Origin of the sequence: Novosphingobium sp. FSW06-99, assembly GCF_001519065.1 — a bacterium.
Taxonomy (GTDB): domain Bacteria; phylum Pseudomonadota; class Alphaproteobacteria; order Sphingomonadales; family Sphingomonadaceae; genus Novosphingobium.
This window is the reverse complement of sequence record NZ_KQ954261.1, coordinates 35,083-61,598: the sequence shown is the minus strand read 5'-3', so window position 1 is coordinate 61,598 and position 26,516 is coordinate 35,083. Positions and strand designations below refer to the sequence as shown.

At 66.6% G+C, this 26,516-nt stretch carries 24 protein-coding genes; 13 read left to right on the top strand and 11 right to left on the bottom strand.

Annotated features, from left to right (window positions below; all coding sequences use genetic code 11):
• Positions 1–18: 18 nt before the first annotated feature.
• From AQZ49_RS17325 to AQZ49_RS17305, 5 genes are read right to left on the bottom strand one after another with little or no spacing between them, the layout of a single operon-like run.
• Positions 19–909 (bottom strand): DUF4886 domain-containing protein, encoded by an 891-nt coding sequence (locus AQZ49_RS17325; protein ID WP_067618580.1) that lies wholly within the window; start codon positions 907–909, stop codon positions 19–21.
• Between the two features lie 13 nt (positions 910–922).
• Entirely contained in the window at positions 923–4,192 is a 3,270-nt protein-coding gene (locus AQZ49_RS17320) for a carboxyl transferase domain-containing protein (RefSeq protein WP_231739287.1), read from the bottom strand.
• Positions 4,193–4,196: 4 nt separating this feature from the next.
• Entirely contained in the window at positions 4,197–6,191 is a 1,995-nt protein-coding gene (locus tag AQZ49_RS17315; protein ID WP_067618574.1) for an OPT family oligopeptide transporter, read from the bottom strand.
• A gap of 3 nt (positions 6,192–6,194) precedes the next feature.
• Positions 6,195–7,589 (bottom strand): aspartate aminotransferase family protein, encoded by a 1,395-nt coding sequence (locus tag AQZ49_RS17310; RefSeq protein ID WP_067618780.1) that lies wholly within the window; start codon positions 7,587–7,589, stop codon positions 6,195–6,197.
• Between the two features lie 40 nt (positions 7,590–7,629).
• Positions 7,630–8,256, bottom strand: a complete 627-nt coding sequence (locus AQZ49_RS17305) for a flavin reductase family protein (RefSeq protein ID WP_067618572.1) — start codon at positions 8,254–8,256, stop codon at positions 7,630–7,632.
• 79 nt (positions 8,257–8,335) lie between these two features.
• On the opposite strand from AQZ49_RS17305, the gene AQZ49_RS17300 reads away from it, so the two are divergent.
• Positions 8,336–9,028 (top strand): HD domain-containing protein, encoded by a 693-nt coding sequence (locus tag AQZ49_RS17300; protein ID WP_067618569.1) that lies wholly within the window; start codon positions 8,336–8,338, stop codon positions 9,026–9,028.
• On the opposite strand, the gene queF is transcribed toward AQZ49_RS17300, so the two are convergent.
• The gene (gene queF, locus AQZ49_RS17295; protein WP_067618777.1) at positions 9,025–9,480 is read right to left on the bottom strand and encodes a preQ(1) synthase; all 456 of its coding nucleotides are present in this window, start codon (positions 9,478–9,480) and stop codon (positions 9,025–9,027) included. The genes AQZ49_RS17300 and queF overlap by 4 nt on opposite strands.
• 301 nt (positions 9,481–9,781) lie before the next feature.
• On the opposite strand from queF, the gene sseA reads away from it, so the two are divergent.
• Complete coding sequence (sseA, locus tag AQZ49_RS17290; RefSeq protein ID WP_067618566.1) at positions 9,782–10,627, top strand: 3-mercaptopyruvate sulfurtransferase; 846 nt, start codon at positions 9,782–9,784, stop codon at positions 10,625–10,627.
• A 22-nt stretch (positions 10,628–10,649) separates the two neighbouring features.
• Here sseA and AQZ49_RS17285 read toward each other — a convergent pair whose 3' ends face one another.
• Positions 10,650–10,961, bottom strand: a complete 312-nt coding sequence (locus AQZ49_RS17285; protein ID WP_067618563.1) for a hypothetical protein — start codon at positions 10,959–10,961, stop codon at positions 10,650–10,652.
• A 219-nt stretch (positions 10,962–11,180) separates the two neighbouring features.
• A complete protein-coding gene (locus tag AQZ49_RS22410) occupies positions 11,181–11,366 on the bottom strand; it encodes a hypothetical protein (protein WP_156428369.1) in 186 nt (61 codons plus the stop codon).
• Positions 11,367–11,744: 378 nt separating this feature from the next.
• Here AQZ49_RS22410 and metC point away from each other — a divergent pair, with 378 nt between their 5' ends.
• From metC to AQZ49_RS17250, 7 genes are all read left to right on the top strand, one after another.
• Positions 11,745–12,986, top strand: a complete 1,242-nt coding sequence (gene metC / locus AQZ49_RS17280) for a cystathionine beta-lyase (RefSeq protein WP_067618560.1) — start codon at positions 11,745–11,747, stop codon at positions 12,984–12,986.
• The gene (locus AQZ49_RS17275; protein WP_082701879.1) at positions 12,983–13,975 is read left to right on the top strand and encodes a mechanosensitive ion channel family protein; all 993 of its coding nucleotides are present in this window, start codon (positions 12,983–12,985) and stop codon (positions 13,973–13,975) included. Before metC ends, AQZ49_RS17275 begins: the two co-directional genes overlap by 4 nt.
• 69 nt (positions 13,976–14,044) lie before the next feature.
• Complete coding sequence (gene cobA / locus AQZ49_RS17270) at positions 14,045–14,830, top strand: uroporphyrinogen-III C-methyltransferase (protein ID WP_067618557.1); 786 nt, start codon at positions 14,045–14,047, stop codon at positions 14,828–14,830.
• The gene (locus tag AQZ49_RS17265; RefSeq protein WP_067618554.1) at positions 14,827–15,138 is read left to right on the top strand and encodes a DUF2849 domain-containing protein; all 312 of its coding nucleotides are present in this window, start codon (positions 14,827–14,829) and stop codon (positions 15,136–15,138) included. The genes cobA and AQZ49_RS17265 overlap by 4 nt, the downstream gene beginning before the upstream one ends.
• A 23-nt stretch (positions 15,139–15,161) precedes the next feature.
• Positions 15,162–16,796, top strand: coding sequence for a nitrite/sulfite reductase (locus AQZ49_RS17260; protein ID WP_067618551.1), 1,635 nt, complete (start codon positions 15,162–15,164; stop codon positions 16,794–16,796).
• On the top strand, positions 16,789–17,217 hold the full coding sequence (locus AQZ49_RS17255; RefSeq protein ID WP_067618548.1) for a DUF934 domain-containing protein: 429 nt from the start codon (positions 16,789–16,791) through the stop codon (positions 17,215–17,217). Before AQZ49_RS17260 ends, AQZ49_RS17255 begins: the two co-directional genes overlap by 8 nt.
• A complete protein-coding gene (locus tag AQZ49_RS17250; protein WP_067618545.1) occupies positions 17,210–18,013 on the top strand; it encodes a phosphoadenylyl-sulfate reductase in 804 nt (267 codons plus the stop codon). Before AQZ49_RS17255 ends, AQZ49_RS17250 begins: the two co-directional genes overlap by 8 nt.
• 7 nt (positions 18,014–18,020) lie before the next feature.
• Here the strand turns inward: AQZ49_RS17250 and AQZ49_RS17245 are convergent, their stop codons facing one another.
• Entirely contained in the window at positions 18,021–19,070 is a 1,050-nt protein-coding gene (locus AQZ49_RS17245; RefSeq protein ID WP_067618542.1) for an aromatic ring-hydroxylating oxygenase subunit alpha, read from the bottom strand.
• Between the two features lie 204 nt (positions 19,071–19,274).
• On the opposite strand from AQZ49_RS17245, the gene AQZ49_RS22640 reads away from it, so the two are divergent.
• From AQZ49_RS22640 to AQZ49_RS22635, 4 genes are all read left to right on the top strand, one after another.
• Positions 19,275–19,943, top strand: a complete 669-nt coding sequence (locus AQZ49_RS22640) for a hypothetical protein (RefSeq protein ID WP_067618537.1) — start codon at positions 19,275–19,277, stop codon at positions 19,941–19,943.
• 93 nt (positions 19,944–20,036) lie between these two features.
• Positions 20,037–21,470, top strand: a complete 1,434-nt coding sequence (locus AQZ49_RS17235) for an MFS transporter (protein ID WP_082701863.1) — start codon at positions 20,037–20,039, stop codon at positions 21,468–21,470.
• A gap of 160 nt (positions 21,471–21,630) precedes the next feature.
• Positions 21,631–22,722: a GGDEF domain-containing protein gene (locus AQZ49_RS17230; protein WP_082701862.1), complete on the top strand. Its 1,092-nt coding sequence runs from the start codon at positions 21,631–21,633 to the stop codon at positions 22,720–22,722.
• A gap of 340 nt (positions 22,723–23,062) precedes the next feature.
• Positions 23,063–24,424, top strand: a complete 1,362-nt coding sequence (locus tag AQZ49_RS22635) for a hypothetical protein (protein ID WP_197411103.1) — start codon at positions 23,063–23,065, stop codon at positions 24,422–24,424.
• 1 nt (position 24,425) lies between these two features.
• Here AQZ49_RS22635 and AQZ49_RS17220 read toward each other — a convergent pair whose 3' ends face one another.
• Both AQZ49_RS17220 and proB read right to left on the bottom strand, forming a co-directional pair.
• Positions 24,426–25,358: an NAD-dependent epimerase/dehydratase family protein gene (locus AQZ49_RS17220; RefSeq protein WP_067618531.1), complete on the bottom strand. Its 933-nt coding sequence runs from the start codon at positions 25,356–25,358 to the stop codon at positions 24,426–24,428.
• Positions 25,358–26,491, bottom strand: coding sequence for a glutamate 5-kinase (proB, locus tag AQZ49_RS17215; RefSeq protein WP_067618528.1), 1,134 nt, complete (start codon positions 26,489–26,491; stop codon positions 25,358–25,360). Before proB ends, AQZ49_RS17220 begins: the two co-directional genes overlap by 1 nt.
• Between the last annotated feature and the right edge of the window lie 25 nt (positions 26,492–26,516).

Below are 26,516 nucleotides of genomic sequence, written 5' to 3'. Positions count from 1 at the left end.
CGCGTGGCACGCCCGGCGTCACCCGGGCGTGCACGGCTGTCCCGTGGTGACCAGCGCGGCGACGCGTTGCAGCCGCTGCGCATCGGTTGGTGAAATGCCCAGTTCGCGCGCCGCGATTTCCTGTGCGCCGAGCGCACGCGGGTCCTTGCCGGTGACATCGGCAAACACCGTCAACGCTTCGAGATAATAGCCGTAGGCGCTGGCGTGGTAATGGTCCCAGGTCCACAAGTCGACCTGGCCAAAGCCGATGCCGTCATACGGATCGGGGTCGGCCACCCCGGCGGCAATCGCGCATGTGAACGCCTGTCCCACCGGGTGGACTTTGTCGATGGCAGGCCATGCCTTGGCCGCCTGATCGATCCCGTGGCGCACATCGAGCGCCATTTGCGCGATCGGCTGGCCATACCAGTGCCCGGCCTTCTGATAGGTCAGATCGGGCCGCGACCAGGTGGCGGTCAGGCTGACTTCGACATTGGCATTGCGTGCGACGAACAGCCCGGCCAGGCGTCCGGCATAGGCGATCGTATCGGCGGGATCACCCGGTTTTACGGGGTCGAGCGTGCTGTATTCCTGCAGCACGACATGGTCCCAGCGCCGGTCGAGCAGCGCGCGCCGGTTGTCCCAATGCCATTTCAGCGTCTTGCCGCCCGATGTTTCCAGGCTGACGGCATAGTTCAACCCGGCTTCCTGCGTGAACAATCGGAACAGCGCGGGCACGCCGCCGACGCCATCGTGGTTGAGATCGGTCACGCTGTCGGCGCGATATTTCCACACCGGCGAATTCGCGCCATAGGTAAAGCTATTACCCACAAACAGGATCGTCTGCGCAGGCGCGCCATCTTGCGCAACACCCGGCGCCGGAGCCCCCAGTGCAGTGGCCATCAGCATCGCCACCAAACCCTTGATCATGCCCTGCTCCTTATTACCACACATCGACAAACCCGCGCCGCTCGCGCCGCCCCGGCCGGGTGCGCGCGGCGCGTAAGCCCGTCAACAGCCAGTCGCGTGTTTCGGCGGGATCGATCACCGCATCGATTTCCAGCACTTCGGCCACGCTGATCGCCTGTCCCTTGGCATAGAGCCCGTCGACCAGACGGCGAAACAGCGCGTCGGGATCGGCGGCGGCTTCGAGTTCCTTGCGAAAACCCAGCCGAACCGCGCCTTCCAGCCCCATCGGGCCGAATTCGCCGGTGGGCCAGGCGCAGACGGTGTGGCTGGCGGTCAGATCGCCGCCCGCCATCGCCTGTGCGCCCAGGCCATAGCCCTTGCGCACCACCACGGTGAACCACGGCACCGTCATCGTTGCCGCCGCGACAAACAGCCGCGATCCGCGCCGCACGGCGGCGGTGCGTTCGCTGTCGGGCCCGACCATGAAGCCGGGGGTATCGCACAGCGACAGCACAGGGATATCGAACGCATCGCACAGCCGCAGGAACCGCGCGCCTTTTTCGGCCGCCGGAGAATCGATCGCCCCGCCCAGATGGCGCGGGTTGTTGGCGATGACCCCGAACGGTTCGCCACCGATCCGCACAAAGCCGGTGATCATCCCCACGCCATAGCCGCCGCGCAATTCGCAGAACGATCCGGCATCGCCCAGCGCCGCGATCAGCGCGCGCATGTCATAGACGCGCAGCCGGTCTTCGGGCACGGCGCGGCGCAACGCGCGCGGATCGGGCGCGGGCCCGGCGGGCACGGTGCCCTGAAACACGCCGATCAACTGGCGCGCCACGCGCGTCGCCTCGGCCTCGCTGTTGGTCAGCACGTCGAGCACGCCCAGCGCATATTGTTCGTGCGCGGGGCCGATATCTTCGGGCGCAAACCGGCCCAGCCCGCCCCCTTCGATCATCGCCGGGCCGCCCAGCCCGATATTGGCCCCGCGCACACCGATCGTGACATCGGCGCATCCCAGAAACACTGCATTGCCCGCAAAGCACCGCCCGGCCACGATGGCAATGCGCGGCACCTGCCCCGACAGGCGGGCAAACGCGGTAAAGCTGGTGGTGTCGAGCGACGAGGCATTGAGCGGCGCGGCATCGACATCGCCGGGCCGTCCGCCGCCGCCTTCGACATAGAACACCACCGGCAAGTGCCAGCGTTCGGCCATTTCGAGCAGGCGGTCGGTCTTTTTGTGGTTGAAGTGCCCCTGCGTGCCCGCCAGCACGGTGTAATCATAGGCGAGCGCGACCACGCTGGCGCGCTCTTCGCCGCAATGTCCGGCGTTGACCAGCCCGATGCCCGCCACCATGCCGTCGCCCGGCGTGTTGGCGCGCAGATCGCCCAGATCGCGCCGCCCGCGTTGCGCCGCGATCGCCAGCCCGCCGATTTCCTGAAACTGCCCATGGTCGAACAAGTCGGCCAGGTTTTCGCGCGCCGAGCGCAAACCGGTGGCCTGGCGCCTGGCCATCGCCGCCGGGCGCGCGGCATCGCCGGTCAGCGCCAGCCGGTCGCGCAGCGCGGCCAGATCGGCGCGCACATCGTCGGGATCGTGGTTGGCCGGCGCCACCGCCAGGTCTTCGCCCACGCCCGGCAGCCACCAGCCCAGCACCGCGCCTTCGGCCACCACATCGCCCAGCGCCACGGTGCAGGCCAGCAGCCGCCCCGGACCATCGGTGGTGGCGGGGTGGAGCATCTTCATCGCCTCGATCACCACCACATCGGCGCCCGGCATGATCGCCGCACCCGGCGCCAGCGGCAGGGCGGCGATCGACCCGGCGAGCGGCGCGCGCAAGGCCAGCGCGCCGGGTTCGGGCGGCTGGCCTGCATCGACCACCGGCGGCAGGTCGTCCTCGGGCGGCGCCAGCGCATGGGCGGCCGCGGCCAGCGCAACGGCATGGGTATCGATGAACGCGGTATCGACATCGCCCGCGCAGACATCCGCGCGCGCCAGCAGGACACGCAACAGCGGCAGGCTGGTCGACAGTCCGGCCAGCCGGAATTCGCCCAGCGCGCGCGCCGCCTTGGCCAGCGCGGCAGGCATGCCGCCCCGCGCCACATGCACGATCAGCTTGGCCAGCAGGCTGTCATAGCCCGGCGGCGGGGTATAGCCTGCATGCGCGGCGGCATCGACGCGCACGCCGGGTCCGCCGGGGGGCTCGAACCGCACAATCGTCCCCGTCGCCGCGCGCGGCAGGCCATCGGCGCCGATCCGTTCGGCGTTGATCCGGCATTGCACGGCAAACCCCCGCGCCCCACGCCAGTCGGGCAAGTCAAGCGCAGCAAGGCCGGCCCCGCGCGCCAGCATGATCTGCAAGGCCACGAGATCGAGCCCGGTGGTCATTTCGGTAACGGTGTGTTCCACCTGTAACCGCGCGTTGACCTCGATAAACCACGGCGCATCGGCATCATCGCGATCGAGCAGGAATTCGACCGTGGCCAGCCCGTGCAACCCCGCCGCCGCGCCCAGCGCCAGGGCGTGATCGGCCAGCCGCGCACCCAGCGCTGGCGCCAGATCGGCCACCGGCGCCATCTCGACCAGTTTCTGGCGGCGGCGTTGCAGCGTGCATTCGCGCAAGCCCAACACCGCCATTGCGGTGCCATCGCCGATCAGTTGCACTTCGACATGGCGTGCGCGGGCAACCGCGCGTTCGGCATAGACTCGCCCGTCGCCAAACGCGGCCAGCGCCTCGGCGGCGCATGTCTGCACCGCCGCCTGCCAATCGTCGCCCCGCCGCACCAGCCGCATGCCGCGCCCGCCGCCGCCGCCCAGCGCCTTGATCATCACCGCCGGATGATCGGCGCAGAACGCGTCGAACCCGTGATCGACCGAAGGCAACACCGGCACGCCACATTCGCGCGCCAGCGCCAGCGCGCGGGTCTTGTCGCCAAACAGCGCCAGCGTGGCGGGCGCGGGGCCGATAAAGATCAGCCCCGCCGCGCCGACCGCTTCGGCAAAGGCGGCGCTCTCGCTCAGAAAGCCATAGCCGGGGTGGATCGCCTGGGCACCCAACGCCCGGGCCGCCGCGATCACCGCCGCGCCGTCGAGATAGGCCGCCACCCCTGCGCCCGGCAGCACGTGCGCGGCGGCCATCGCCGCCAGATGCGGCGCCTGCACCTCGTCGGCGGCGCGAATGCCCAGCGGCACGTCGCCGCCATCGGCAATGGTCTGCGCAATGCGCAACGCGATTTCGCCGCGATTGGCGACAAGGATGCGGATCATGCCGCGCAACAAAGCGCGGAATGCATCGGCGTGCAAGCGTTCAGCTTTGCAGCCCTAGCCGCGCCGCCCAGCGATAGAGCAGCAGCACCGTGCCAAAGATCACCACCACGGCGAGCGCCATGCCCCACAACGCAAAATCGCTGCCAACCAGCGCCAGCGGCCAGTCGCTGTCGCGCACCGCCAGAAACCCGGTCTTGGCCGCGGCGGTCGCCCCCGCCAGCACGACATTGACCAGACTTTCGCCGACGATCAGCCCCGAGGCCAGAATCACCCCCAGCCGTCGCACCAGCGCGGCCTGTCCCGGATTTTTGGCGCGCCGGTCGGCATGGGCTTCATACAGATGCCCGGCCACCGCGCCGATGATCACGATGCTGATCGTGCCTGGCGGGATATAGCCGCCAAACGCAATGGCCAGCGGCGGCAGGCGCAACGCCCAGCGCCGTTCAAGCAGCGTGTCGAGCGCGATGAACCCGACGCCCAGCAAGGCGCCGCTGCCCAGCAGCGACCAGTCGAGCGTGCCACCGATGAATTGCCCCGCCAGCGTGGCGATCAGCACCGCCTGCGGCGCGGCCAGCGCCTTTGGCCCCGCGCCCGCCACCCCGGCATAGCCATAGGCATGGCCCAGCAGCACCATGATCGGCGGAATCACCAGCGACCCCGCGATTACCCCGATGATCAGCGCCACTTGCTGCCGCCACGGGGTTGCCCCGACCAGCTCGCCGGTCTTCAGATCCTGCAGGTTGTCGTTGGCGATCGTCGCCACGCCCAGCACAAAGCCCGCCACCAGCAGCGACAGCGCGATCAGCGCGGGCCGCGCCTCGATCCCCAGCCAGGGTTCGACAGTGATCGACAGCAGCCCCGCCGAACAGATCACGCCGATGATCGCCAGGCTCGATACCGGGCTGTTCGAAGACCCGATCAGCCCGGCCATATAGCCGCAGATCGCCGCCACCATCAGCCCGGTCACCGCGACAAACACGATCCCCGCCACCATCAGCGGCAGTTCCAGCGGCGCCAACGGCGTCCCGGCGATAAAACCATGGATCAGCACGCCGATCGGCACCAGCAACAACACGACCAGCGCGCCGATCCAGCCGAACGACAGATCCTGTTCGGTGCGTTCGAGCGTTTCGCCCGCACGCCGCCGGGTCTGCGCAGCAATCGCCGAAACCACCCCGCCCGCCACCGGCTTTGCCAGCCGTACCAACGTCCACAGCGCGCTGACCGCCAGCGCGGCGGCGAACACAAAGCGGACTTTGTGCCGCCACACATCCATCGCCAGATCGGCAGCGGGCAGATTGGCCGGGTGGAGGATGGTCATCACCGGCACGGCCACGCCCCAGGCCATGACCAGCCCGGTCAGCATAGCCATGCCCGCCGCCAGCCCGATCAGATGCCCCGCGCCGAACAGCGCCAGTTGCATGTTGATCGTCATGCCCGTCGCCGCCGCGCCAAACCGGGCATACCCGGCCACTTCCGAGGCTAGCAGGCGCGTGCCCACCAGTAGCGCCATGATGGCAGACGCGATCGATCCCGTGATCACCGCGCGCAGGCCCAGCCGCGCCTCGGCGGCATCATCGCCGCCTTCGCGTGTCGCCTCGCCGGCGCGCAGCACTTCGGCCGCCGCAACGCCCTCGGGATAGGGCAAGTCCGACCCCGTCACCAGGCTGCGCCGCAGCGGGATCGAATAGACCACCCCCAGCACTCCGCCCGAGGCGCAGATCCAGAACGACGGCCAGAACGGAATATCGACCCAATGCCCGATCATCAGAAACGTCGGCAGGATGAACACCAGGCACGACAGCGTCCCCGCCGACGAAGCGATCGTCTGGACGATGTTGTTTTCCAGAATGCCCGAACTGCGAAAGGGCCGGAGCACCGCCATCGAGATCACCGCCGCCGGGATAGACGACGAAAACGTCAGCCCCGATTGCAGGCACAGATAGATATTGGCGGCGGTGAACACCACGCAGATCAATCCGCCCAGAATGACCCCGCGAAACGACAGTTCGACCGGCTTCGACGCCCCCGCCACCGGTCAGAACCCCAGATCGGCGGCAACACGGTCGAGCGCGGCCGACACCGCCACCAGCAGATCGTCGACTTGCGCGGCGGTGATGATCATCGGCGGGCAGAACGCGATCGCATCGACCACCGCGCGACAGATCACCCCGTTGTCCTGCAGCGCCTTGTTGACCATGCCGCCAAGCTGGCCCGGCACTTCGAGCGCACGCTTGGCGGCTTTGTCGGTGACCAGTTCGATCGCCGCGATCATGCCCACCCCGCGCACTTCGCCAACCAGCGGATGATCGGCCAGCGCGGCCAGCCCGGCGCGCAGCCGCGCGCCCTGCAAGGCGCAATTGGCAACCAGGCCGTCTTCCTCGATGATGCGCAGGCATTCGAGGCTGACCGCAGTCGCCACCGGATGCCCGGCGGCGGTAAACCCATGGCCCAGCGTGCCAATCCGCGCGCTCTCATCCATCACCGGCCCCAGCACGCGCTCATTGGCGATCAGCGCGGCGATCGGCATGTACGAGGATGACAGTTGTTTCGACACGATCATGATGTCGGGCCGGATGCCATAAGTCTCGCACCCGAACATCGTGCCGGTGCGGCCAAACCCGTTGATCACTTCATCGGCGACCAGCAGGATGTCATATTTGGCCAGCACCGCCTGGATCTTGTCCCAATAAGTCGCGGGCGGCACCACGACCCCGCCTGCACCCATCACCGGTTCACCCCAGAAGGCGGCAATCGTGTCGGGCCCTTCGGCCTGGATCAGCGCGTCCAGTTCTTCGGCGCGGCGAGTGGCGAACTGTTCCTCGGTTTCGCCGGGCAGCGCATCGCGCCAGTAATGCGGGCTGCCGGTGTGCAGCACGCCCTCGATCGGCAGATCGAACGACCGGTGGTTGTTGGGCAATCCGGTCAGGCTGGCCGCGGCGAGCGTGACCCCGTGATAGGCGCGCTGGCGCGAAATCAGCTTTTTCTTGTCCGGCTTGCCCAGCGCATTTGAACGGTACCAGATCAGCTTGATCGCGCTGTCGTTGGCTTCGGAGCCGGAATTGGTGAAAAACGCCTTGCTCATCCCGCCGGGCGTGAGGTGCGATGTCATCGTCACCAGCTTTTCGGCCAGATCGATCGCGGGGCCGTGCGATTTGTGGGTGAACGTGTGGTAAAACGGCAGCTTTTGCATCTGTGCCACGGCGGCATCGATCAGGCGTTGTTCGTTGAACCCCACGCCCACGCTCCACAGTCCGGACATCGCCTCGATATAGCGTTTGCCCTCGCTGTCGAAGACATAGATGCCCTCGCCGCGCTCGATCACCAGCGGCCCGGTCGCTTCGTGCAACCGGGCGTTGGTATAGCTGTGCAGGTGAAAACGGATGTCACGGGCTTCGGCCGAGTTCGGCGCGCAATCGATGGTTTCGGTCATGCGCGCCAACATGGGGAAATTGGCGCGCGATGGCTATGCCCTATTTTTCACCCGCGCGGTCGGCCCACAGCGGGCGGTGCAGTTCGAACAGATCGGTTGCGCGGGCATAGAACCCGCTGCCGTGGACACGGCCCACCAGATGCATCGCCGGGGTGTCGATGCGACGCGACGCGGGGTTGTAGAATTCGTCCTGCACATGAAAATGCAGCACCTGGCCGATCACCAGCGTGGTCGCGCCAATATCCTCGGCCTGATAGACCCGGCATTCCATCGCCACCGGGGCGGTGGCAATACGCGGCGGTGCAATCGCCAGTGAGGGCGTGGTGGCCAGGTCCGCCAGCGCAATTTCATCGACGCCGGGCGGGGCATCGATGCAGGTCAGGTTCATTGCCGGGGCGTCGGCCTCGCACACCAGATTGACCACGAATTCGCCCGTTTCCAGCACGTTGGCGGCGCTGTCTTTGTGCGTGCCATCGGCGCGGCGCATCATGCCGATCACCAGGATCGGCGGATCGGCGCCCATCATATTGAAAAAGCTGTAGGGCGCGGCATTGCGCACGCCCGTTGCCGACTGGCTGGTGACCCAGGCAATCGGGCGCGGGGTAATGGCAGAGGCCATCAGGCGATAGCGATCGGTGGCCGAAACCTGGCTGAAATCGAAATGCATGCATGATATCTAGGAACGCGGGGCTGCGATGTCATCCCCGCCGCGCCGCCCAATCGGGCCAGCCAGACGAAAGGACCCGATGCGACGTCTTGCCACGATCATCGCGCTGCTGCTGGCAACACCAGTGGCCCATGCCGCCACCGCGCCCGATTGGCGCGCCGGATTGCAGGACTTTGCCACCAGCCATTTCCGCCATCCGGCCTGGGGCTGGCAGCACAGCCGCCGCGACTATGCGCTGGCGCGCGAACTGGCCCGTGAAGATGGCGTCGCGATCGACGACGACGTGCTGTTTGCCACCGCGTGGATCCACGACATCGCCGCGTTCGTGCCGTGGGAGGACAAGGACCCGCACCACGACCATAGCGATGTCGGCGCCGACAAACTGGGCGATGTGCTGCTGCGACTGGGTTTTCCCGCCACCAAGATCGAGGCGGTGCGGGCGGCCACCCGCACGCACATGTTCTATCGCAAGGCGGTCGGGCCCGAGGCGGTCTATCTCCACGATGCCGACGCGCTCGACTGGCTGGGCGCGATCGGCGTGGCGCGGATCATCGCCACGGTGGAACACGGCAACCCGCCGACCACCCCGCCCGATCCCGATGCCGCACCCGATCTGCCCGCCGCCGTGGCGCAGATCGAACAGAATCTGAAAGATGTGCCGCCGGGTGTCCAGTCGCCTGCCGCGCGCGCACGCGTGCCCGCACTGGTCGCCGAAGCGCGCGCGTTTCTGGCCCGGCTGCGGACTGAATCCGAAGGCGGCGCGGCGCTCTAACCGCGCCCGCGGTACGACGCGACGCCCTGATCGGGCACCCACAGCCCTTCGGGCGCGGTGCCCGATTGCCAGAACACGTCGATCGGGATGCCGCCGCGTGGATACCAGTATCCGCCGATGCGCAGCCAGCGCGGCGCCATTTCGGCAAACAGCCGCTCGCCGATGCCCACGGTCACGTCTTCGTGGAAACCCGCATGGTTGCGAAACGCGCCGAGAAACAGCTTGAGCGACTTGGATTCGACGATCGTCGCGCCCGGCGCGTAATCGATCACCAGGTGGGCGAAATCGGGCTGCCCCGTCACGGGACACAAAGAGGTGAATTCGGGCGCGGCAAAACGCACCAGATAGAGCGCGCCAGTGCGCGGATTGGGCACATAATCGAGCACCGCCGCCTCTGGCGAGGCGGGCAAGGCGCTGGGTTGACCCAGATGCAGGGGGTTCAATTCGGGCATGATGGATCCTTTCGCGCTGTCGCCCATGCCGATTGTGGGGCATTCCGGCAAGCGGCCAGGGGTGAAACTGCCTCGACGGTTGCCATACGAGCGTTTAAGAGTCGGACTCGAAACGCGCGAAAGGGCGCGTTTCGAAGTCGGCACCGGCCCGCTCCCCCACCCGACCACCCACAGGGTACTATCGTAGGGTGGTCGGGTGGGGGAGCGGGCCGGTGCCGACTTCCCGACACGGTAGTGTCGGGTCAGACGCTGAACTGACGGCACAAAATACGGGTCGACGCAGACAGGAGCAACAGGACAGATGGATTCGCTGGTTACCACCGCATGGCTTGCCAACGAACTGGGCGCGAGCGACTTGCGCGTGGTCGATGCGACCGCGTTTCTGCCCGAACATGGCCGCGATGCCGGCGCCGAATACGAAGCGGGGCATATTCCCGGCGCAGTGTTCATGAATCTGGACGAACTGGTCGACAGCCAGGCACCCTTTGCCAACACGCTGCCCTCGGCGGAAAAATTTGCCAGCCGCATGCAAAGCCTGGGGCTTGGCGATGGCAGCCGGATCGTCGTCTATGATGACAGCCCGATCCATTCCTCAACCCGCGCCTGGTTCATGCTGACGCTGTTTGGCGCGCAGAATGTCGCGCTGCTCGACGGCGGCATCACCAAGTGGAAAGCCGAAGGGCGCCCCCTGGCACAGGGCCGCGAGCATCTGCGCCACCGCCATTTCACCGTGTGGAGCGACGACCGCCAGCTCCGCAACAAGGATCAGGTGCTGGCCAACATCACCAGCCAGGCCGAACAACTGGTCGATGCGCGCGCCGCCGCGCGGTTTTCCGGCGACATGCCCGAAACCCGCCCGGGCCTCGCCAGCGGCCATATCCCGGGCGCGCGCAACCTGCCCTATGCCAGCCTGTTTGCCGCCGACGGCACCTGGAAAGCGTCCGGTGAGCTGCGCGCCGCGTTTGCCGCCGCCGGGATCGATCTCGATCAGCCGCTGATCGCCAGTTGCGGATCGGGGATGACTGCCAATGTCGTGCTGTTTGCCGCCCATCTGCTCGGCAAGGACGATATTGCGCTTTACGATGGCAGTTGGGCGGAATGGGGCGCCGATGCCACCCTGCCGATAGAAACCGGCCCGGCCAGGTAACCCCGCCCCGCCTGGCCGCCTGCTATTTGCGATGGCCGACGCAATAGTACCCGCCGCCGGGAAACGCCGCGCCATCGGCACCTTCGGCCCGGGTGTGATACCCTTCCGGACGGAACCGTTTCTTGTCGGTATCAAGGCTGGCACAGACTGTTCGCGCGTGCGCTTCATCGCCGGGCCGTATCGGGCCGAAACTGCCGACATGTTTCCAGACCGGGATATGGTCCTTGTTGACCACCAGACGTGGGGGAATGCCGCCTTCGCTGCTCCCCGGATGCGCCACACAGGCGCACATCGCGGCAAGTGGCAACAAAGACAGCACGTATTTGCCAGTCATAACGACTCCTGAAACTGCGAGATCATTTTATACAGGCGGCATTTGGAGATATATTTTCGACATATATCAAACACACAGAAACGATCGCGATGTAGTATCGCGATCGATTAAAGCCGCCACTGTGCGCTGCGTCCGGTTTCATGCCATCACTCGACACCGGGCGGGTCAAGGCGCACCGGTGCACCTTGGGATCAGTCGAGCAACCGAACGAAACAATATTTACGGCGACTTGCCCGTATCGGCCACCGACACGACCGCCGCCGTCAACGCGGCGAGGCCGAAAAGATAGGCAAGGATGCTCGTTTCTTCCGCAACGCCTGCACCAGCGAAGCCTCCACCAATTCCCGGCTCTGCCGCAACCGACGGCACACTCAAAGCAAGTGTAGATGCAATCGCAATTGCCACGACATTTCTTGATAATCGCACCGAGACCTCCGTAGAATCGATTTAAATTTAATATAATACAACACAATATTTCGCCGATGACAATTTCGAAAATTGCAAATACCAGTTAATTTTTCATCGTCATATAAGTACACATTTCAGCCATACACTGCATAAAATTATAAATGCTCAATCCAAAATCCGAGTTAAGACAAGCTTTACTCTGCCAACCCGTCATTCCGCCACATCCTGTCGGCACATCGTCGTCCACGCCCCCTTGCCAATCCCCGCGCCGCGCCCGCCTCGACACGCAGCGCGCAACAACAGGCGCGACGCAATCCCGCCAAACCGCCGCACGCGCGGTTGTCTTTGCGCGCCAATCCTGCTTTGCACGGGGCCATGGACGGCAACGATGACAGCACACTGGGCCCCGGCACACGCCTGACCGCGGCGGGACGACGCGCGGAATGGACCGGAACACCGGGGCATCCCGGCGCCGTGGTCAACCCGCCGGTATGGCGCGCCAGCACGCACCTCTATCCCGATATGGCCGCCTTGCGCGCGCATCCCGCCAATGCCGACGGCCTGTTCTATTACGGGCGGCGGGGCGCACCGACGCAATGGGCGCTGGCCGATGCGCTGACCGCGCTGGAACCCGGCGCGGCAGGAACGGTGCTCTATCCTTCGGGGGTGGCGGCGATTGCCGGGGTGCTGCTGACCGTGCTGCGGCCGGGCGACGTGCTGTTGATGACCGACAACGCCTATGAACCCAGCCGCGTGATGGGGCGCGGGTTGCTGCACGATCTGGGCATCGAAACGCGGTGGTTCGACCCGACCGATCCGGCCAGCCTGACCGCGGCGCTGTGCCCGCGCGCGCGCGCCGTGCTGATCGAAACGCCGGGCAGCCTGACCTTTGAGATGACCGATGTGCCGCGTGTGGTCGAAGTGGCCCGTGCGCACGGACTGGTCAGCGTGATCGACAACACCTGGGCCAGTCCGCTGGGTTTTGCCGCGCTGCCCCACGGGGTCGACATCACCATCATGAGCCTGACCAAGCATGTCGGGGGCCATTCCGATGTGATGATGGGATCGGCCAGCGCGGGTGCCGACTGGTACCGCAAATTGCGGCTGCGTGCACAGGGTCTGGGCATCGTGGTCTCGCCCGACGATGCCGCGCTGATGCTGCGCGGGTTGCGCACGATGGATCTGCGCCTGCAACGCACCATGGCATCGGCACTGGGGCTGGCGCAATGGCTGGCCAGGCGGCCAGAGGTTGCCCATGTGCTGTGTCCGATGCTGCCCGGCGCGCCGGGGCACGATCTGTGGGTGCGCGATTTCACCGGTGGGTGCGGGCTGTTCAGCTTTGTGCTCAAGGGCGGCAGCAGTGCGGCACGCGATGCGCTGATCGACGCGCTGGCGCTGTTCGGCATCGGCTATAGCTGGGGCGGGTTCGAAAGCCTGGCCACACCGGTCGATCCCGCGCCGATCCGCACCGCCGGTGCCTGGCCGCCGGCACATTGGGACGCGGCCGACCGGTTCGGCGTGCGACTTGCTGTGGGGCTGGAAGACGCCGCCGACCTGATCGCCGATCTCGACCGCGCGCTGGCGGTGTGGCGCAACGCCAGCGGGACAGCGGCATGACCGGCACACCCCACCCGATCGCCGTGCCGGTCCATGCGGTGAAGGCGCATTTTCACGCGGTAAACGCGCAATTGCACGACTGGTTCGATACGCTCGACGATATCAGCATCGATGTCGGCAAATACCACATCTCGCTGGCCACCGCGTTGTGGATGGTGACCGTGGTACTGTTCGCGCTAATCAGCGCGCGCGTGGCCGGCAGTGTCGCGCGGCGGCTGTTGCGGCGGATCAAGGGGCTCGATTCGGCGCAGACTTCGCTGGGCGACAAGATGATCACGCTGGCGGTGTGGACGTTCGCCTTTTTCGCGACGATCGACACGCTGGGGATCAGCCTGACCGCGTTCACGGTGTTTTCGGGCGCCTTCGGGCTGGCCATCGGGTTCGGCCTGCAGACGACGGCCGGCAACCTGATCGCCGGGATCATCCTGCTGCTCGACCGGTCGATCAAGCCGGGCGACGTTGTCGCGGTGACCAGCGGCAGCACAACGACGATGGGCGTGGTCAACAAGATCGGTATCCGCGCAATATCGGTGACCACGCTCGACAACCGCGAATACCTGATCCCCAACCAGAACCTGATGACCAGCCAGGTCGAAAACTGGTCCTATTCGTCGCGCCGGGTGGCAGTGTCGATCCCGATCAGCGTCGCCTATGGCAGCGATATCGACATGGTCGAAGCGCTGCTGCTCGAAGCGGCGGCGGCCGTGCCGCGCGTGCTGGCCGATCCGCCGCCCAGTGTGGCACTGGTCACGCTGGGGCCCAGCGCGATCGACTGGTCGATCAGTTGCTGGATCAACGATCCCGAAAACGGCATCGGCGGCATTCGCTCGGAGGTGCTGAAAAACACCTGGCACTTGTTCCGCGAACGCGGTGTGGAAATCCCCTTCCCGCAACAGGATGTGCACTTGCGCGATTCCGACGGAATCAGGCGATTGGCGCGCGCGTTGTTGCAACAACCGGATGAAGCGCCGGATACTGCGGAACGCTAAAGCTGTTCTAGCCGGGGCGATAGGCATTCTCGCTGGCGAGTACGGGGGCGAGCCCCCATCTGCCGCTGCATGACCCAGCACCCCGCCCATTCCGGAATCGCGCCTGTCGGCACCGTCCATCTGGTCGGTGCGGGCCCCGGCGATCCCGATTTGTTGACGCTGCGCGCGGCGCGGCTGATCGGCAGTGCGCGCGTGATCGTGCACGACGGGCTGGTCGATCCGGCCATTCTGGCGCTGGCGCGCGATGATGCGCGGCTGATCTCGGTCGCCAAGAGCCGCGCTCGCCACACCATGGCGCAGGACGATATCAACGCGCTGCTGGTGCGCGAGGCACTGGCGGGGCACGATCTGGTGCGGCTGAAAGGCGGCGATCCGTTCGTGTTCGGGCGCGGCGGCGAAGAGGCAGAGGCGTGCCGCGCCGCCGGTGTGCCGGTGACCGTGGTGCCGGGGATCAGCGCGGCCATGGGCGCGGCGGCGGCGTCGGGCATTGCGCTGACCCACCGCGATGCGGCCTCCACCGTGTCGTTCGTCGCCGGACAGTGCAAGGGGTTGAGCGATCAGGACTGGACCGGGCTGGCCGGCAAAGGCCGCACGCTGGTGATCTATATGGGCCTGGCGACGGCGGCGGCGATCACCGACAAGCTGATCGCCGATGGCCTGTCGCCCGAAGTTCCGGTGGCGGTGATCGAAAACGCCACCCGGCCCGGCATGCGCGTGTTGCGCGGGGTGCTGGCCGGGCTCGACACGATCGTGTCACGGCACCGGGTCAAAAGCCCGGCGCTGATCATCATCGGCGAAGTGGCCGCGCGCGAGCACGCGGGCCAGCTTGCCCATATTGCGGAGAGCGTGCTGTGAGCGCTGAGCGTTTCAAGATTCTGACCGGCAACGACCTGCTGACCGGCGATGTAACCTGGTGGACCGGCAGCAACTGGTCACGCCATGTCAACGATGCGGCAGCGCTGGGCGAGGATGCCGCCACGATCATCGCCGTCGAAGAGGCCGCGCGCCGCGTGGTCAGCGCCTATGTGATCGATGCCACCCGCGATGCCGAGGGCGTGCGGCCTGCGCATATCAAGGACCGTGTGCGGGCGGTTGGCCCGACCGTGCGCCTCGATCTGTCGCTGCGCGCCGATGACCCGGCCGCAACCACCTGGATTGCCTGATTTAACGCACGAAAGATCCCGCGATGTACCAGTACGATACCCATGATCAGGCAATGGTCGATGCCCGTGTTGCCGAATTCACCGACCAGGTGACGCGGCGGCTGGACGGTACGCTGAGTGAGGAGCAGTTTCGCCCGCTGCGGCTGAAGAACGGGCTCTATCTGCAATTGCACGCCTATATGCTGCGCGTGGCGGTGCCCTATGGCACGCTCAATTCGCGGCAGATGCGCGTGCTGGGCAATATCGCCGACACATACGACCGGGGCTATGGTCATTTCACCACCCGGCAGAACATCCAGTACAACTGGATCAAGCTGTCGGACACACCCGCGATCCTGGCCGATCTGGCGGGGGTTGGCATGCATGCAATCCAGACCAGCGGCAATTGCATCCGCAACACCACCGCCGACCACTTTGCCGGGGCCGCCGCCGACGAAGTGGCCGATCCGCGCCCTTATGCTGAACTGTTGCGGCAATGGTCGACGTTCCACCCCGAATTCGATTACCTGCCGCGCAAGTTCAAGGTGGCGATCATCGGCAGCGAGACCGACCGCGCCGCGATGAAATTGCACGATATCGGCATCCAGGTGGTGAAGAACGCGGCGGGCGAGGAAGGCCTGCGCATCCATGTCGGTGGCGGCATGGGCCGCACGCCGATGATCGCCCCGGTGATCCGCGAATGGCTGTCGCCGTTGCAGATGGTCAGCTATCTCGAAGCCTGCCTGCGCGTTTACAACCGCTATGGCCGCCGCGACAACAAGTACAAGGCGCGCATCAAGATCCTGGTCCACGAAATCGGCGCGGATGAATACCGCCGCCAGGTCGAGGACGAATTCGCGCATATCCTGACGCTGGGCCTCGAACCGCCCGCCGCCGAGCTGGACCGCATCAAGGCGCAGTTTGCCGACCCCGCATTCGACCCCGCCGCGCCCGACGCGATCGATCGCAGCGATCCCGATTTTGCGCTGTGGGTCGATCAGAACGTGCACGCGCACAAGGCGTCCGGTTATGGCATTGTCACCATCAGCCTGAAGCCGGTCGGCGGCATTCCCGGCGATGCCAGCGCCGACCAGATCCGCCTGATGGCCGACCTGGCGCGCGATTACAGTTTTGACGAATTGCGCGTGACCCATGCCCAGAACATCGTCCTGCCGCATGTCCGCAAAGCCGATCTTTATGCCGTGTGGCAACAGCTTGACGCGGCGGGCCTGGCCACGCCCAACCTCGACCTGATCGGCGATATCATCGCCTGCCCGGGGCTCGATTATTGCAGCCTGGCCAATGCGCGCTCGATCCCGCTGGCGCAGAAGATTTCGCAGCGGTTCGCCGATGTCGAACGCCAGCGCGATCTGGGCGAGCTGAAGCTGAAGATTTCGGGCTGCATCAATGCCTGCGGCCATCACCATGCCGGGCACATCGGCGTGCTGGGGGTCGATCGCAAGGGCGTCGAAAACTATCAGTTGCTGTTCGGCGGCTCCGAAGGTGCGGATACCTCGATCGGCTCGATCATCGGCCCCGGCTTCAGCGAAGACGGCATTGTCGATGCGATCGAACGCGCGACCGGCGTCTATCTGGCCCGGCGCGAGGCGGGCGAACGTTTTCTCGACACCTGGCGCCGTATCGGCAACGCCCCGTTCAAGGACGCAATCTATGGCTGAAACCCTGATCCGGCTGCGCGATGACGCGGCCAGCACAGCCCCCGTGGTGGCGTTTGCCGATCTGTCCGAGGCCGGCAACACCGCCGCCGTGCGCCTGTCGCCGGGCGACGATGCGCGCGCACTGTTGCCATTGCTGGACCAGTTGACGCTGATCGAGGTGGAATTTCCCGCCTATACCGATGGGCGCGGCTATTCGGCGGCAAGCATCCTGCGCGAATATGGCTATACCGGCGAACTGCGCGCGGTGGGCGATGTGCTGGTCGACCAGATCAGCCATTACCGCCGCGTCGGGTTCGACGCCTTTGCGCCCAATCAGCCGATCACGCGCGAAGCGGTGGACAAGGCGATCGCCACCTGGCCCGAAGTCTATCAGCGCACGGTCGACGGGCGTGCGCCGATCTGGGCCGCCAGACATGGCTGACACCGTGCGCCCGGCGAACGTCCGGCGGGTCGATCGCATCGACACCGCGCCGCGTTTCAGCAGCGCCGATGCGATCCGCCTGAACAACCTGTTCCGGGGCACCGACACGCACGACATGCTGCGCACGGTGATCCGCGACGGGCTGGCCGGTGACATCGCGGTGGTGTCGAGCTTTGGCGCGGAAAGCGCGGTGCTGTTGCATCTGGTGGCCGAAGTCGATCCCGCGCTGCCGGTGCTGTTTCTCGACACTTTGAAGCATTTTCCCGAAACCCTGGCCTATCGCGACACGCTGGTGGCGCGGCTGGGGCTGACCGGGGTGCGCGTGCTGACCCCCGATGCCGAGGTGCTGGCCAAAAAGGACGACAAGGGCCTGCGCTGGTCATGGGACCCGGACGGGTGCTGCGAGATCCGCAAGGTCGTGCCGCTGGCGCGCGCGATGGCCGGGTTCGATGCCTCGATCACCGGGCGCAAGGGCTTTCAATCGAGCACCCGCGCCGGCTTGCCGCGCTTTGAAATCGACCAGAGTGACGCCGAGGGCCGGTTGAAGATCAACCCGCTGGCCAACTGGACCCACGACCAGATCGAGGCGTGGTTCGACACCCATGACCTGCCCCGCCATCCGCTGGTCGCACGCGGCTATCCCTCGATCGGCTGCGCCCCGTGCACCAGCAAAGTCGCCCCGGGCGAAGACCCGCGTTCGGGCCGCTGGAAGGGCTGGGACAAGACCGAATGCGGCATCCATGTGCCGGGACAGAACGACGACGACCTGCCGCCGGGGTACGAACCGGCGTTCTGAGCGGGCGTCAGGCGCGAAAGGCCAGCCCCATTTCCTTGAGCAGGCGGCGGTACATCATCGCGCTCATGTCGGCGGGCAGATGCGCCTCGGCCGCAGGGTCGAGCGGCAACAGCACGGGTTGCTGGGTTTCGACCACCATGCGGTCTTCCTCGAACACCCGCGCGTTGAACGCGTGCACATCCTCGACCGGGATATCGTGGTCGAAATTGCGCGCGATCGGCGCAAACATGCGCGTCTGGCCGACCGCAACGGGTGACGCGGCGTTCATGATCACCAGCCGCGCGTCGTGCGGAAAATGGATTTCCAGCGTCGCGGTAAACGGCGGGGTGCAGCGGAAATGGCGCAGCCAGCGGAACCCTGCGGGCCCGGTGTGCGCCGCCCCCGCCGGATAGTTGCCCACCGTGCTCCAGTATTCGGCGTCAAAGCCATAATCGGTGCGGCGCGGGCGATAGGCCGGAACCGCCTGATTTGCAGGATCGGCAAATGTGGCGGTGTGGATAAAGGCAAAGTGCGCGACATCGAGAAAACCCTCGACCTGGCGCCCGGCAAAGCCCGCGATATCGACCGGCGGACAATTGATCTGCTGAAACCCCGGCTCGTCCCAATGCGGCATGGCGGGAATATCGGTCCCCGCCGAAGGATCAAGGCAGGTCCATACCAGGCCATAGCGCACTTGCGCGGGATAGGCGCGCAGATCGAATTGCGCCGGGATCGCCCGGTCCGGATGCGCCGGGATATGCACGCAGCGCCCGCCCGCGCCGAACCGCAGCCCGTGGTACGGGCACACCACGCCATCTTCGGCCATTGTCCCCTGCCCCAGCGGCACGCCGCGATGCGGGCAGAATTCGCTGGCCACCACCACCGCCGCGCCCACGCGATAGACCACCAGCCGCTGATCGAGCAGCCGTACCGCCAGCGGCCCCTTGTCCAGATCGCTGGCCAGCGCGACCGGATACCAGTGTTGCGCCAGAATTGCGCGATCGTCGGGATCGAACGTTGCTTCATGCGACACCACCAGCGGGGCGCCGGTGTGGAGAGGGGTAACAGGGGCGTTCATGCGGCGGTTTCTCTGGCAGGAGGCGATGCATGCACTGTCTCCCACCCTGCCCCATGCGCGCAAACGCAATGAATTGCAGACGACGTTGCAAAAAATCGGTCGGGCGGGTGCCAACGTCAAATTCGCGCCATTTGATCTCTGCCAATGTGATAAGGCCGACGCACGGTCCATACCGTCACCATTCCACCGGAAGGGGATAAGGGCATGACAAAGTTGCTGATCGGCCTGCTCGGCGCCGCCGCGCTGGTCGCGGGCGTACCGGCCCAGGCGCAAATGCATGAGGGCAATCGCGGCGGCGGGTCGCACGCGCCCGGTGGTGGCGCGCCCCGCGGCGCACCGGGGGGCGGCGCGCCACGCGGCGTACCCGGTGGCGGCGCGGAACGCGGTGGGGCCCCGCGCGGCGCCCCTGGCGCTGGTGCGGAACGTGGCGCACCGGGCGGTTTTCGCGACCCGGCCCGCCCGTCCGGCCCCGATGCGGCGCGTGGCATGGCGCATGGCCCCGAATTTCACGGCCGCGCGTTCGGTTCGCTGTCTGCCGACGAGCGCGCGCATTGGGCGGGCGGCGAATGGCGCCATGTGATGCACGGCGGGGTCTATGGCTGGTGGTGGTTTCTCGACGACGACTGGTATTTCTATCCCGACGCGATCTACCCCTATCCCACCTATATCGCCCCGCTGTTGAGCGTGCAGGAAACCCCCGAACCGCCACCACAGACACCCTATTGGTACTATTGCGCCAATCCGGTCGGCTATTACCCCTATGTACCGGCCTGCCCGATCGGCTGGCAGACGGTGCCAGCGGTACCCGACGATGCCCCGCCCGGCGCACCGCCGCCGCCACCGCCGCCGGGACCGCCCGCGCCGGACCAATAATGCGCGCAAGCGTATGAGTGCGCCCAATTTCTTATAGGTCGCAGCGCCCTGACGGCTTGTGCCGCCGGGGCGTTTGCGTATGGATCGGCGGCGATGTCCCAGCCCGCCACCCTGTCCCGGATTGCCGCCGTCGTGCCGGGCAGCGCGTTGCACCACCGGCTGGTCATGGCGCTGGTCAGTGCGGCGCTGTTCATGGAAATCCTCGACGGCACGATCATCACCACCGCGCTGCCGGCCATGGCGCACACGTTCGGCACCACGCCGGTCGCGCTCGATATCGGCGTGTCGGCCTATCTGCTGACAGTCGGGGTGTTTGTCCCGGCCAGCAGTTGGGTGGCCGACCGGTTTGGCGCCCGGCACGTGTTTGCCGCCGCGATCGCGCTGTTCACGCTGGCCTCGGCGCTGTGCGGCATGGCCACCGGGCCGACCATGTTCGTGCTGCTCCGCATCGTGCAGGGCATGGCGGGCGCGCTGATGGTGCCGGTCGGGCGGCTGGTGGTGATGCGGCTGACCGCGCGCGACAAACTGGTCGAAACGCTGGCCGCGCTGATCTGGCCCGCGCTGATCGCCCCGGTGATCGGCCCGCCCCTGGGCGGACTGATCACGCAACTGTTTGGCTGGCGCTGGATATTCTATTTCAACCTGCCGTTGGGGGTGATCGCGCTGGGCGCGTGCCTGTGGCTGATCCCCGATGTGCGCGAAACTGCCCGCCGGTTCGACTGGGCGGGGTTTGCCTATTGCAGCACCGGCCTGTTCGCGCTGCAACTGGGGCTCGAACGCGCCCCGCGGCATGCCGATCCGGTGGCACTGGGGCTGACGCTGGGCGGCACGATCCTGGTGGTGGCGCTGGTGCGCCATTTGCTGCGCGTTCGCCATCCGCTTATCGATCTGGGCGCGTGGCGGGTCACCACGTTTCGCGTGGCGTCGCGCGGCGGGTCGCTGACGCGGATCGCGGTCAATGCCGGGCCGTTCCTGCTGCCGCTGATGTTGCAGGCGGGCTATGGCTTCAGCGCCTTTCACGCCGGGCTGTTCGTGCTGACACTGTTTGTCGGCGATTTCACCATGAAGGGGTTTGTTACCCGCATCCTGCGCCGGTTTGGCCATCGCCCGGTGCTGGTGGTCAACGGGTTTGCCTGTGCGCTCAGCCTGGCCGCGATGGCGCTGATCACCCCGGCCCTGCCGCTGCCGCTGGTAGTGGTGATCCTGGTCGCGCACGGACTGGTGCGCAGCCTGGAATTCACCAGCCTGACGACGCTGGCATTTGCCGATATCGACCGCGACGCGATGGGCGATGCCAGCGGGCTTTACAACACCGCCATGCTGCTGTCGGGGGCCGCCGGGATCACGCTGGCGGCAACCGCGGTCCATGCCGGTGGCGCACTGATCCGGTTGGTTCCCCACCTGCCGCTGGCGGGGCCCGGCGGCGATTACCGGGTGGCGTTCCTGCTGGTTGCGGTGGTGGCGCTGCTGGGCCAGATTGATGCGCTGCGCCTGCCGCGCGGTGCGGGTGATACGCTCACCACATGATCACTTTGGTTTAGCACCGCCCGTATCGATCGATCCTCCGGTGTCATGCGTAACGCGGCGCAAGGTCGATCCTTACCAGTCCGGTTTAGGCAGCATTGCCCATAGGGCACCTGCCAGCAACCGATGCCGGGCGCATCAAGATCGCAAAGACCAGCACCAGATGGCGAGTTCGGCGCATCGTTTTCTCCGCTTTTTCGCCGCGACCAGCGATGACGACACGTCCAAGCCGGTCGCGACGGATCAAGTTTTGCCGCCGCTGACCGCGATCGAGCGTGCGCACCAGCGACTGATCGCCGAAATCGCCGAATTCCTGACTTCGTGTCGCCTGGCCGCGACCACCCACAACCTGCTGATCGCGCATTCGGCGTTCAGCGGCGAAGACCCGCAACTGGCGCGCGCGATCGGGCAACGGCGGCTGTCGGGCCAGACCATCACGCAAGACTGGCTCGACCAGCAGACCACCCTCGAAGATCAGGAAAGCGCGATCCGCACGCTGATCACCCAGCTTGAGGATTCGCTCGACCGCTTTGCCACCACGGCCCACGATGCCCGGGCCAGTGCCGCCACGTGCAACGCCGCGCTGGCCAGCCAGGTCGATCGCGCAGCGGCCCTGCCCGACAGCGTCACTCTGGCCGATGTGCTGGGCCTGGCGCACACCATTCTCGACCACACGCGCAAACTTGAAAGCGACATTCGCGCCAGCGAGCAGGAAATGCGCGGCCTGCGCGAACGGCTGGCGCGTGCGCAGCGCGATGCGGAGGTCGATTATCTGACCGGCCTGCCCAACCGGCGCGCGTTCGAATCCGTGCTCGACCGCCACTATCGCGAGGCCCAGGCCGAAGTTGACAGCCTGTGCGTGGCGTTCTGCGACATCGACAATTTCAAGCGCGTCAACGACAACCACGGCCACGAAACCGGCGACCGGGTGATCAAGGCGGTCGCCGAAGCACTCGACCGGCTGAGCAACCAGCATTGCCATGTCGCCCGTCATGGCGGCGAGGAATTCGTGCTGCTGTTTCGCGGGCTGACCAAGACACAAGTGCGCGAAAAGCTTGACTGCGTGCGCGAAACCTTTGCCGCGCGGCGGTTTGTCAATCGCCAGACCGACGATCCGATCGGCCAGGTGACATTCTCGGGCGGTGTCGCCGACGTGTTTGCCTATACCAACCCGCGCGAAGCGCTGCGCGCGGCCGACGAGGCGCTCTATCTGGCCAAGGCACAAGGCCGCAACGCGGTGATGGCCGCGCCCTGAGAGTGGATCAAAGCATCAGTGTCGCAATCTGGCACATGTCGCCAGAACAGATGCAAAAACATGGTTTATAATTTGACAACAAATCACGCTGGCGCATGGTTCAACCATGGAAACGCGCCTCCTCCTTCCCGTTGTCGTCATCAGCCTGTTGGCAGGTCCGGCGCTGGCACAAGATAACGCCTGTTTTTGCAACAGATCCGGCGACAACACGGTCACCGAAAAAGTCATCACCAGGACTGTGGTGATCGATGACTGCGATTCGGAACCGTCTTGCCGGATTCATGACGGGGGCCACCATCCGTGGCACCCACATCCCTGGCACCCGATCTGGCACCGCCCGGTGGCACCGGTCCACAATCCCGGCAAAGTGATCGACGACAACACCAACCGCCAGATCAGCACGGCGGGCGGCGCGGTCGTCAACATCTACAACACCCCGACCGCGGCCCCCACGCCCGCATCGCCCACGCCCGCGCCGCCTACGCCAGCGCCACCCACGCCTGCAAATCCGTCACCCACTCCCCCCGGACCGAACCCCCAGCCCACCGCATCGCCGGTGGTTCCGGGCACCAACGATATCGTCGTGCTGAACCAGCGCGTCGACGGGTTGACCGTGTGGCTGGCCAATCTGGGCTGGCTGGCCGCGCTGCTGGCGCTGTTGATCGCGATCGGCATCCTGCTGCTGGCGCTGTGGGCCCTGCGCGGATCGCGCCGGGAAACCCATAGCTCGACGACCCATTCCGACGACGTGACCGCCGATCTTGCAGCCCGACTGCGGCAAAGGGACGGCGATTTCGAACGTCTGGCGGAAGAAGTGGCGCTGTTGCGGCGCGGCGGGGCGAACGAGCGCGAAACGCTGGTGCGCACCACGACAGAGCACGATCACACCGCAGCGGGGCACGTGATCGAAGACGCAGGCGTGGCGGTGGCCGCCGCAGCCGCCGGGGCGACGCTGGCGCGCGGCGACCACCCGCGTGAAGCGGCGCGCGACCGGTTTACACGCGATCGCGATCTGGACCACGTGCGCGAGGAAATGACGCGCCTGCGCCTCGAACTGGAACGCCAGCGCGTGGCAAGCACGCCGGTGCACCGGGCGCGCCATGATCATGCCACTGTCGAAACCGCGCCGGTCGTCGAAGACCTGGGCGTGGTTGCAGCGACCACGGTGGTCGAGACAGTGGTTCCGGCGCAGCCCGCACATCACCCGCGCACCCACACGACGCATCCCGCAATCGATGAGACCGACTGGTCGATCCGCCACTATCGCGTGGTGATCGACCAGGCGCGCACCACCCGGCATGACCGCGCCCAGGCCCGTCACGATATCATCCATTACAGCGACCTTATGCTGGCCCGCTATCCCGACGATGCCGAAGCGGTCTGCTATGCGCGCGTCAACAAGGCCGAGGCGCTGGCCGAGGCGGGCCATTACGTCACCGCGCTGGCCGAATGCGAAACGGTGATCGCGCAGCATGCCGCAACCACCTCGCTCGACGTGCGTGCGCACCTGGCGCAGGCCCATTTCGTCAAGGCGACGATCCACGCCCATCGCAAGGATGTGGCGCGGTGCATCACCGCACTTGATGAATGGGCACGCCTGCACGGCAAATTCGACCATCGCAAGGTGGTCGAGGATGACCGTTTCAAGGACATCCTGACCGTTACCGAATTCCAGGTCTATCTGGCGGGCAAAGTCGGCTGAATTATTTCAGCCAGCCCATATCCTTGTACCACGCCGCCGTGGCGTGCAGCCCGATGTCGGTGGCGATCTCGGGCTGCCACAGATCAGCGGGAGGCTGCATGCCCTGGCTGACGGTCCAGTCCGGGTGGCACATGTAGTTGACCCGGTCGAGTGTCAGCTTGGCGCGGTCCTTGCGCCAACTGCGATCGGCCCGCGCCACCCATTCAAGCACCCGGCGGGGCAGTGACAGTGCCAGCGGGCGCTTGCCCACCGCCATGCCGATCGCGCGCGCCATCTCGACATGGCTCCAGCCGCCCGGACGCCCGTCGTCTGGTTCGAACGTCTGGCTGGTCACTGCCTCGCCACCGGGGATCAGCGCCAGCAACAGCCGCGCCAGATCGCCGACATGGATCAGCGAGGCGCGCCCGGCCGGGGGCAATGGCACCACGCCCTTGCGCGCCAGGCGAAACAGTTCGAACATTTCGGTATCGCGCGGGCCATAGACACCCGGCGGGCGCACGATCGTCCAGTCGAGGCTCGACGCCGCGACGATCCGTTCGCCCCGCCGCTTTGACGCGCCATAGACCGACAAGTCGGGCGCGCGCGCGGTCAGCGAGGAAACATGGACAAACCGGTTGACCCCGGCGGTCAGCGCAGCGTTCACCACGTTCAGCGTGCCACGCACGTTGCCCGCTTCGAACCCTGCCGGATCGGGGCTGTTGACCACCCCTGCGATGTGGATCACCACGCTCGACCGCGTGACCAGCCGCCGCAGCGCGCGTTCGTCATCGAGATCGCCCTGCACCCATTCGACCCCGGCGCGCGGTTCCTGCCGCCGCCGCGTCAGCGCGCGCACATCGAGGCCGAGCGCCACCGCCGCATCGAGCACCGCCTGCCCGACAAATCCTGTCGCCCCGGTAATCGCCAGCAAGTCCGACGGGCGCCGTGCGGCCATCAGACGAGCACCAGATGGTCGCGGTGGATCAGCGCCGAACGTGGCGCATAGCCCAGAATATCGGCATGGTCGCGGCTGTTGTGCCCGGCCAGTGCGGCGCATTCGCCCGCATCGTATTCGGTCAGTCCGCGCGCCAGCACTTCACCCGCAGGCCCCAGCACGGCAATCGCATCGCCGCGCATGAAAGTGCCCTCCACCCGCACCACCCCGGCGGCCAGCAGGCTGGCCCCCTGGGACAGCGCGCGGGCGGCACCGGCATCGACATGGACCGTGCCGCGCATCCGCATGCGCCCGCCCAGCCAGGCCTTGCGCGCGGCCTTGCGCGGGCGGGCCAGGAAAACCGTGCCGTTGCCACTGGCCAGCGCACTGCCGATCGGACGATCGGGGCGCCCATCGATGATCGCCAGCGCCATGCCCGCCATCCCGGCAATCTCTGCCGCCTGCAATTTGGATGTCATGCCGCCCGATCCCAGTCCGGACGAAGAACCGGCGGTGGCCATGGCGTGAATGTCGGGGGTTACCCGGCGCACCACCGGGATGCGGGTCGCACCCGGCTGGCGCGGATCGCGGTCGTACAGACCGTCGATGTCCGACAGCAACAGCACCGCGCTCGCCTCGGCCGCCTGCGCCACGCGCGCGGCCAACCGGTCGTTGTCGCCAAAGCGGATTTCTTCGGTCGCAACGGTGTCGTTTTCATTGATCACCGGCACTGCCCCGCGCGCCAGCAGCGTGCCCAACGTCGCGGTAACATTGAGCCAGCGCCGCCGGTCTTCCAGATCATCGAGCGTCAGCAGCACCTGGGCGGCGGTGGCGCCATAGCCGGCCAGCAGTTCGGCCCACAGCCCGGCCAGCGCGATCTGGCCGACCGCCGCCGCCGCCTGCGCATCAGCCAGCGATCCGCGCCCGCCTTTGGCCAGGCCCAGCCGCCGCGCGCCCAGCGCGATCGCGCCCGACGAAACCACGATCACATCCTGCCCGCGCGCACGCGCCTCCGCCAGTTCCCCGACCAGCGCGCTCAGCCAGCCGCGGCGCGGTTCGCCATCCGCGCCGACCAGCAAGGCCGAGCCAACTTTGACGACAAGCCGGGGGGTGAGCGCCGGATCGGCGAGATGGGCAAGCTGCGCGATAGTCATGATCGGGCTGCGCTTAAGCCAAATG

What these genes read in the sequence shown, in the direction of transcription:
- AQZ49_RS17325 (WP_067618580.1), bottom strand. Translation starts at nt 909, where the DNA reads ATGATCAAGGGTTTGGTGGCGATGCTGATGGCCACTGCACTGGGGGCT.
- AQZ49_RS17310 (WP_067618780.1), bottom strand. Translation starts at nt 7,589, where the DNA reads ATGACCGAAACCATCGATTGCGCGCCGAACTCGGCCGAAGCCCGTGAC.
- AQZ49_RS17305 (WP_067618572.1), bottom strand. Translation starts at nt 8,256, where the DNA reads ATGCATTTCGATTTCAGCCAGGTTTCGGCCACCGATCGCTATCGCCTG.
- AQZ49_RS17300 (WP_067618569.1), top strand. Translation starts at nt 8,336, where the DNA reads ATGCGACGTCTTGCCACGATCATCGCGCTGCTGCTGGCAACACCAGTG.
- queF (WP_067618777.1), bottom strand. Translation starts at nt 9,480, where the DNA reads ATGCCCGAATTGAACCCCCTGCATCTGGGTCAACCCAGCGCCTTGCCC.
- sseA (WP_067618566.1), top strand. Translation starts at nt 9,782, where the DNA reads ATGGATTCGCTGGTTACCACCGCATGGCTTGCCAACGAACTGGGCGCG.
- AQZ49_RS17285 (WP_067618563.1), bottom strand. Translation starts at nt 10,961, where the DNA reads ATGACTGGCAAATACGTGCTGTCTTTGTTGCCACTTGCCGCGATGTGC.
- metC (WP_067618560.1), top strand. Translation starts at nt 11,745, where the DNA reads ATGGACGGCAACGATGACAGCACACTGGGCCCCGGCACACGCCTGACC.
- AQZ49_RS17275 (WP_082701879.1), top strand. Translation starts at nt 12,983, where the DNA reads ATGACCGGCACACCCCACCCGATCGCCGTGCCGGTCCATGCGGTGAAG.
- cobA (WP_067618557.1), top strand. Translation starts at nt 14,045, where the DNA reads ATGACCCAGCACCCCGCCCATTCCGGAATCGCGCCTGTCGGCACCGTC.
- AQZ49_RS17260 (WP_067618551.1), top strand. Translation starts at nt 15,162, where the DNA reads ATGTACCAGTACGATACCCATGATCAGGCAATGGTCGATGCCCGTGTT.
- AQZ49_RS17255 (WP_067618548.1), top strand. Translation starts at nt 16,789, where the DNA reads ATGGCTGAAACCCTGATCCGGCTGCGCGATGACGCGGCCAGCACAGCC.
- AQZ49_RS17250 (WP_067618545.1), top strand. Translation starts at nt 17,210, where the DNA reads ATGGCTGACACCGTGCGCCCGGCGAACGTCCGGCGGGTCGATCGCATC.
- AQZ49_RS17245 (WP_067618542.1), bottom strand. Translation starts at nt 19,070, where the DNA reads ATGAACGCCCCTGTTACCCCTCTCCACACCGGCGCCCCGCTGGTGGTG.
- AQZ49_RS22640 (WP_067618537.1), top strand. Translation starts at nt 19,275, where the DNA reads ATGACAAAGTTGCTGATCGGCCTGCTCGGCGCCGCCGCGCTGGTCGCG.
- AQZ49_RS17235 (WP_082701863.1), top strand. Translation starts at nt 20,037, where the DNA reads ATGTCCCAGCCCGCCACCCTGTCCCGGATTGCCGCCGTCGTGCCGGGC.
- AQZ49_RS17230 (WP_082701862.1), top strand. Translation starts at nt 21,631, where the DNA reads ATGGCGAGTTCGGCGCATCGTTTTCTCCGCTTTTTCGCCGCGACCAGC.
- AQZ49_RS17220 (WP_067618531.1), bottom strand. Translation starts at nt 25,358, where the DNA reads ATGGCCGCACGGCGCCCGTCGGACTTGCTGGCGATTACCGGGGCGACA.
- proB (WP_067618528.1), bottom strand. Translation starts at nt 26,491, where the DNA reads ATGACTATCGCGCAGCTTGCCCATCTCGCCGATCCGGCGCTCACCCCC.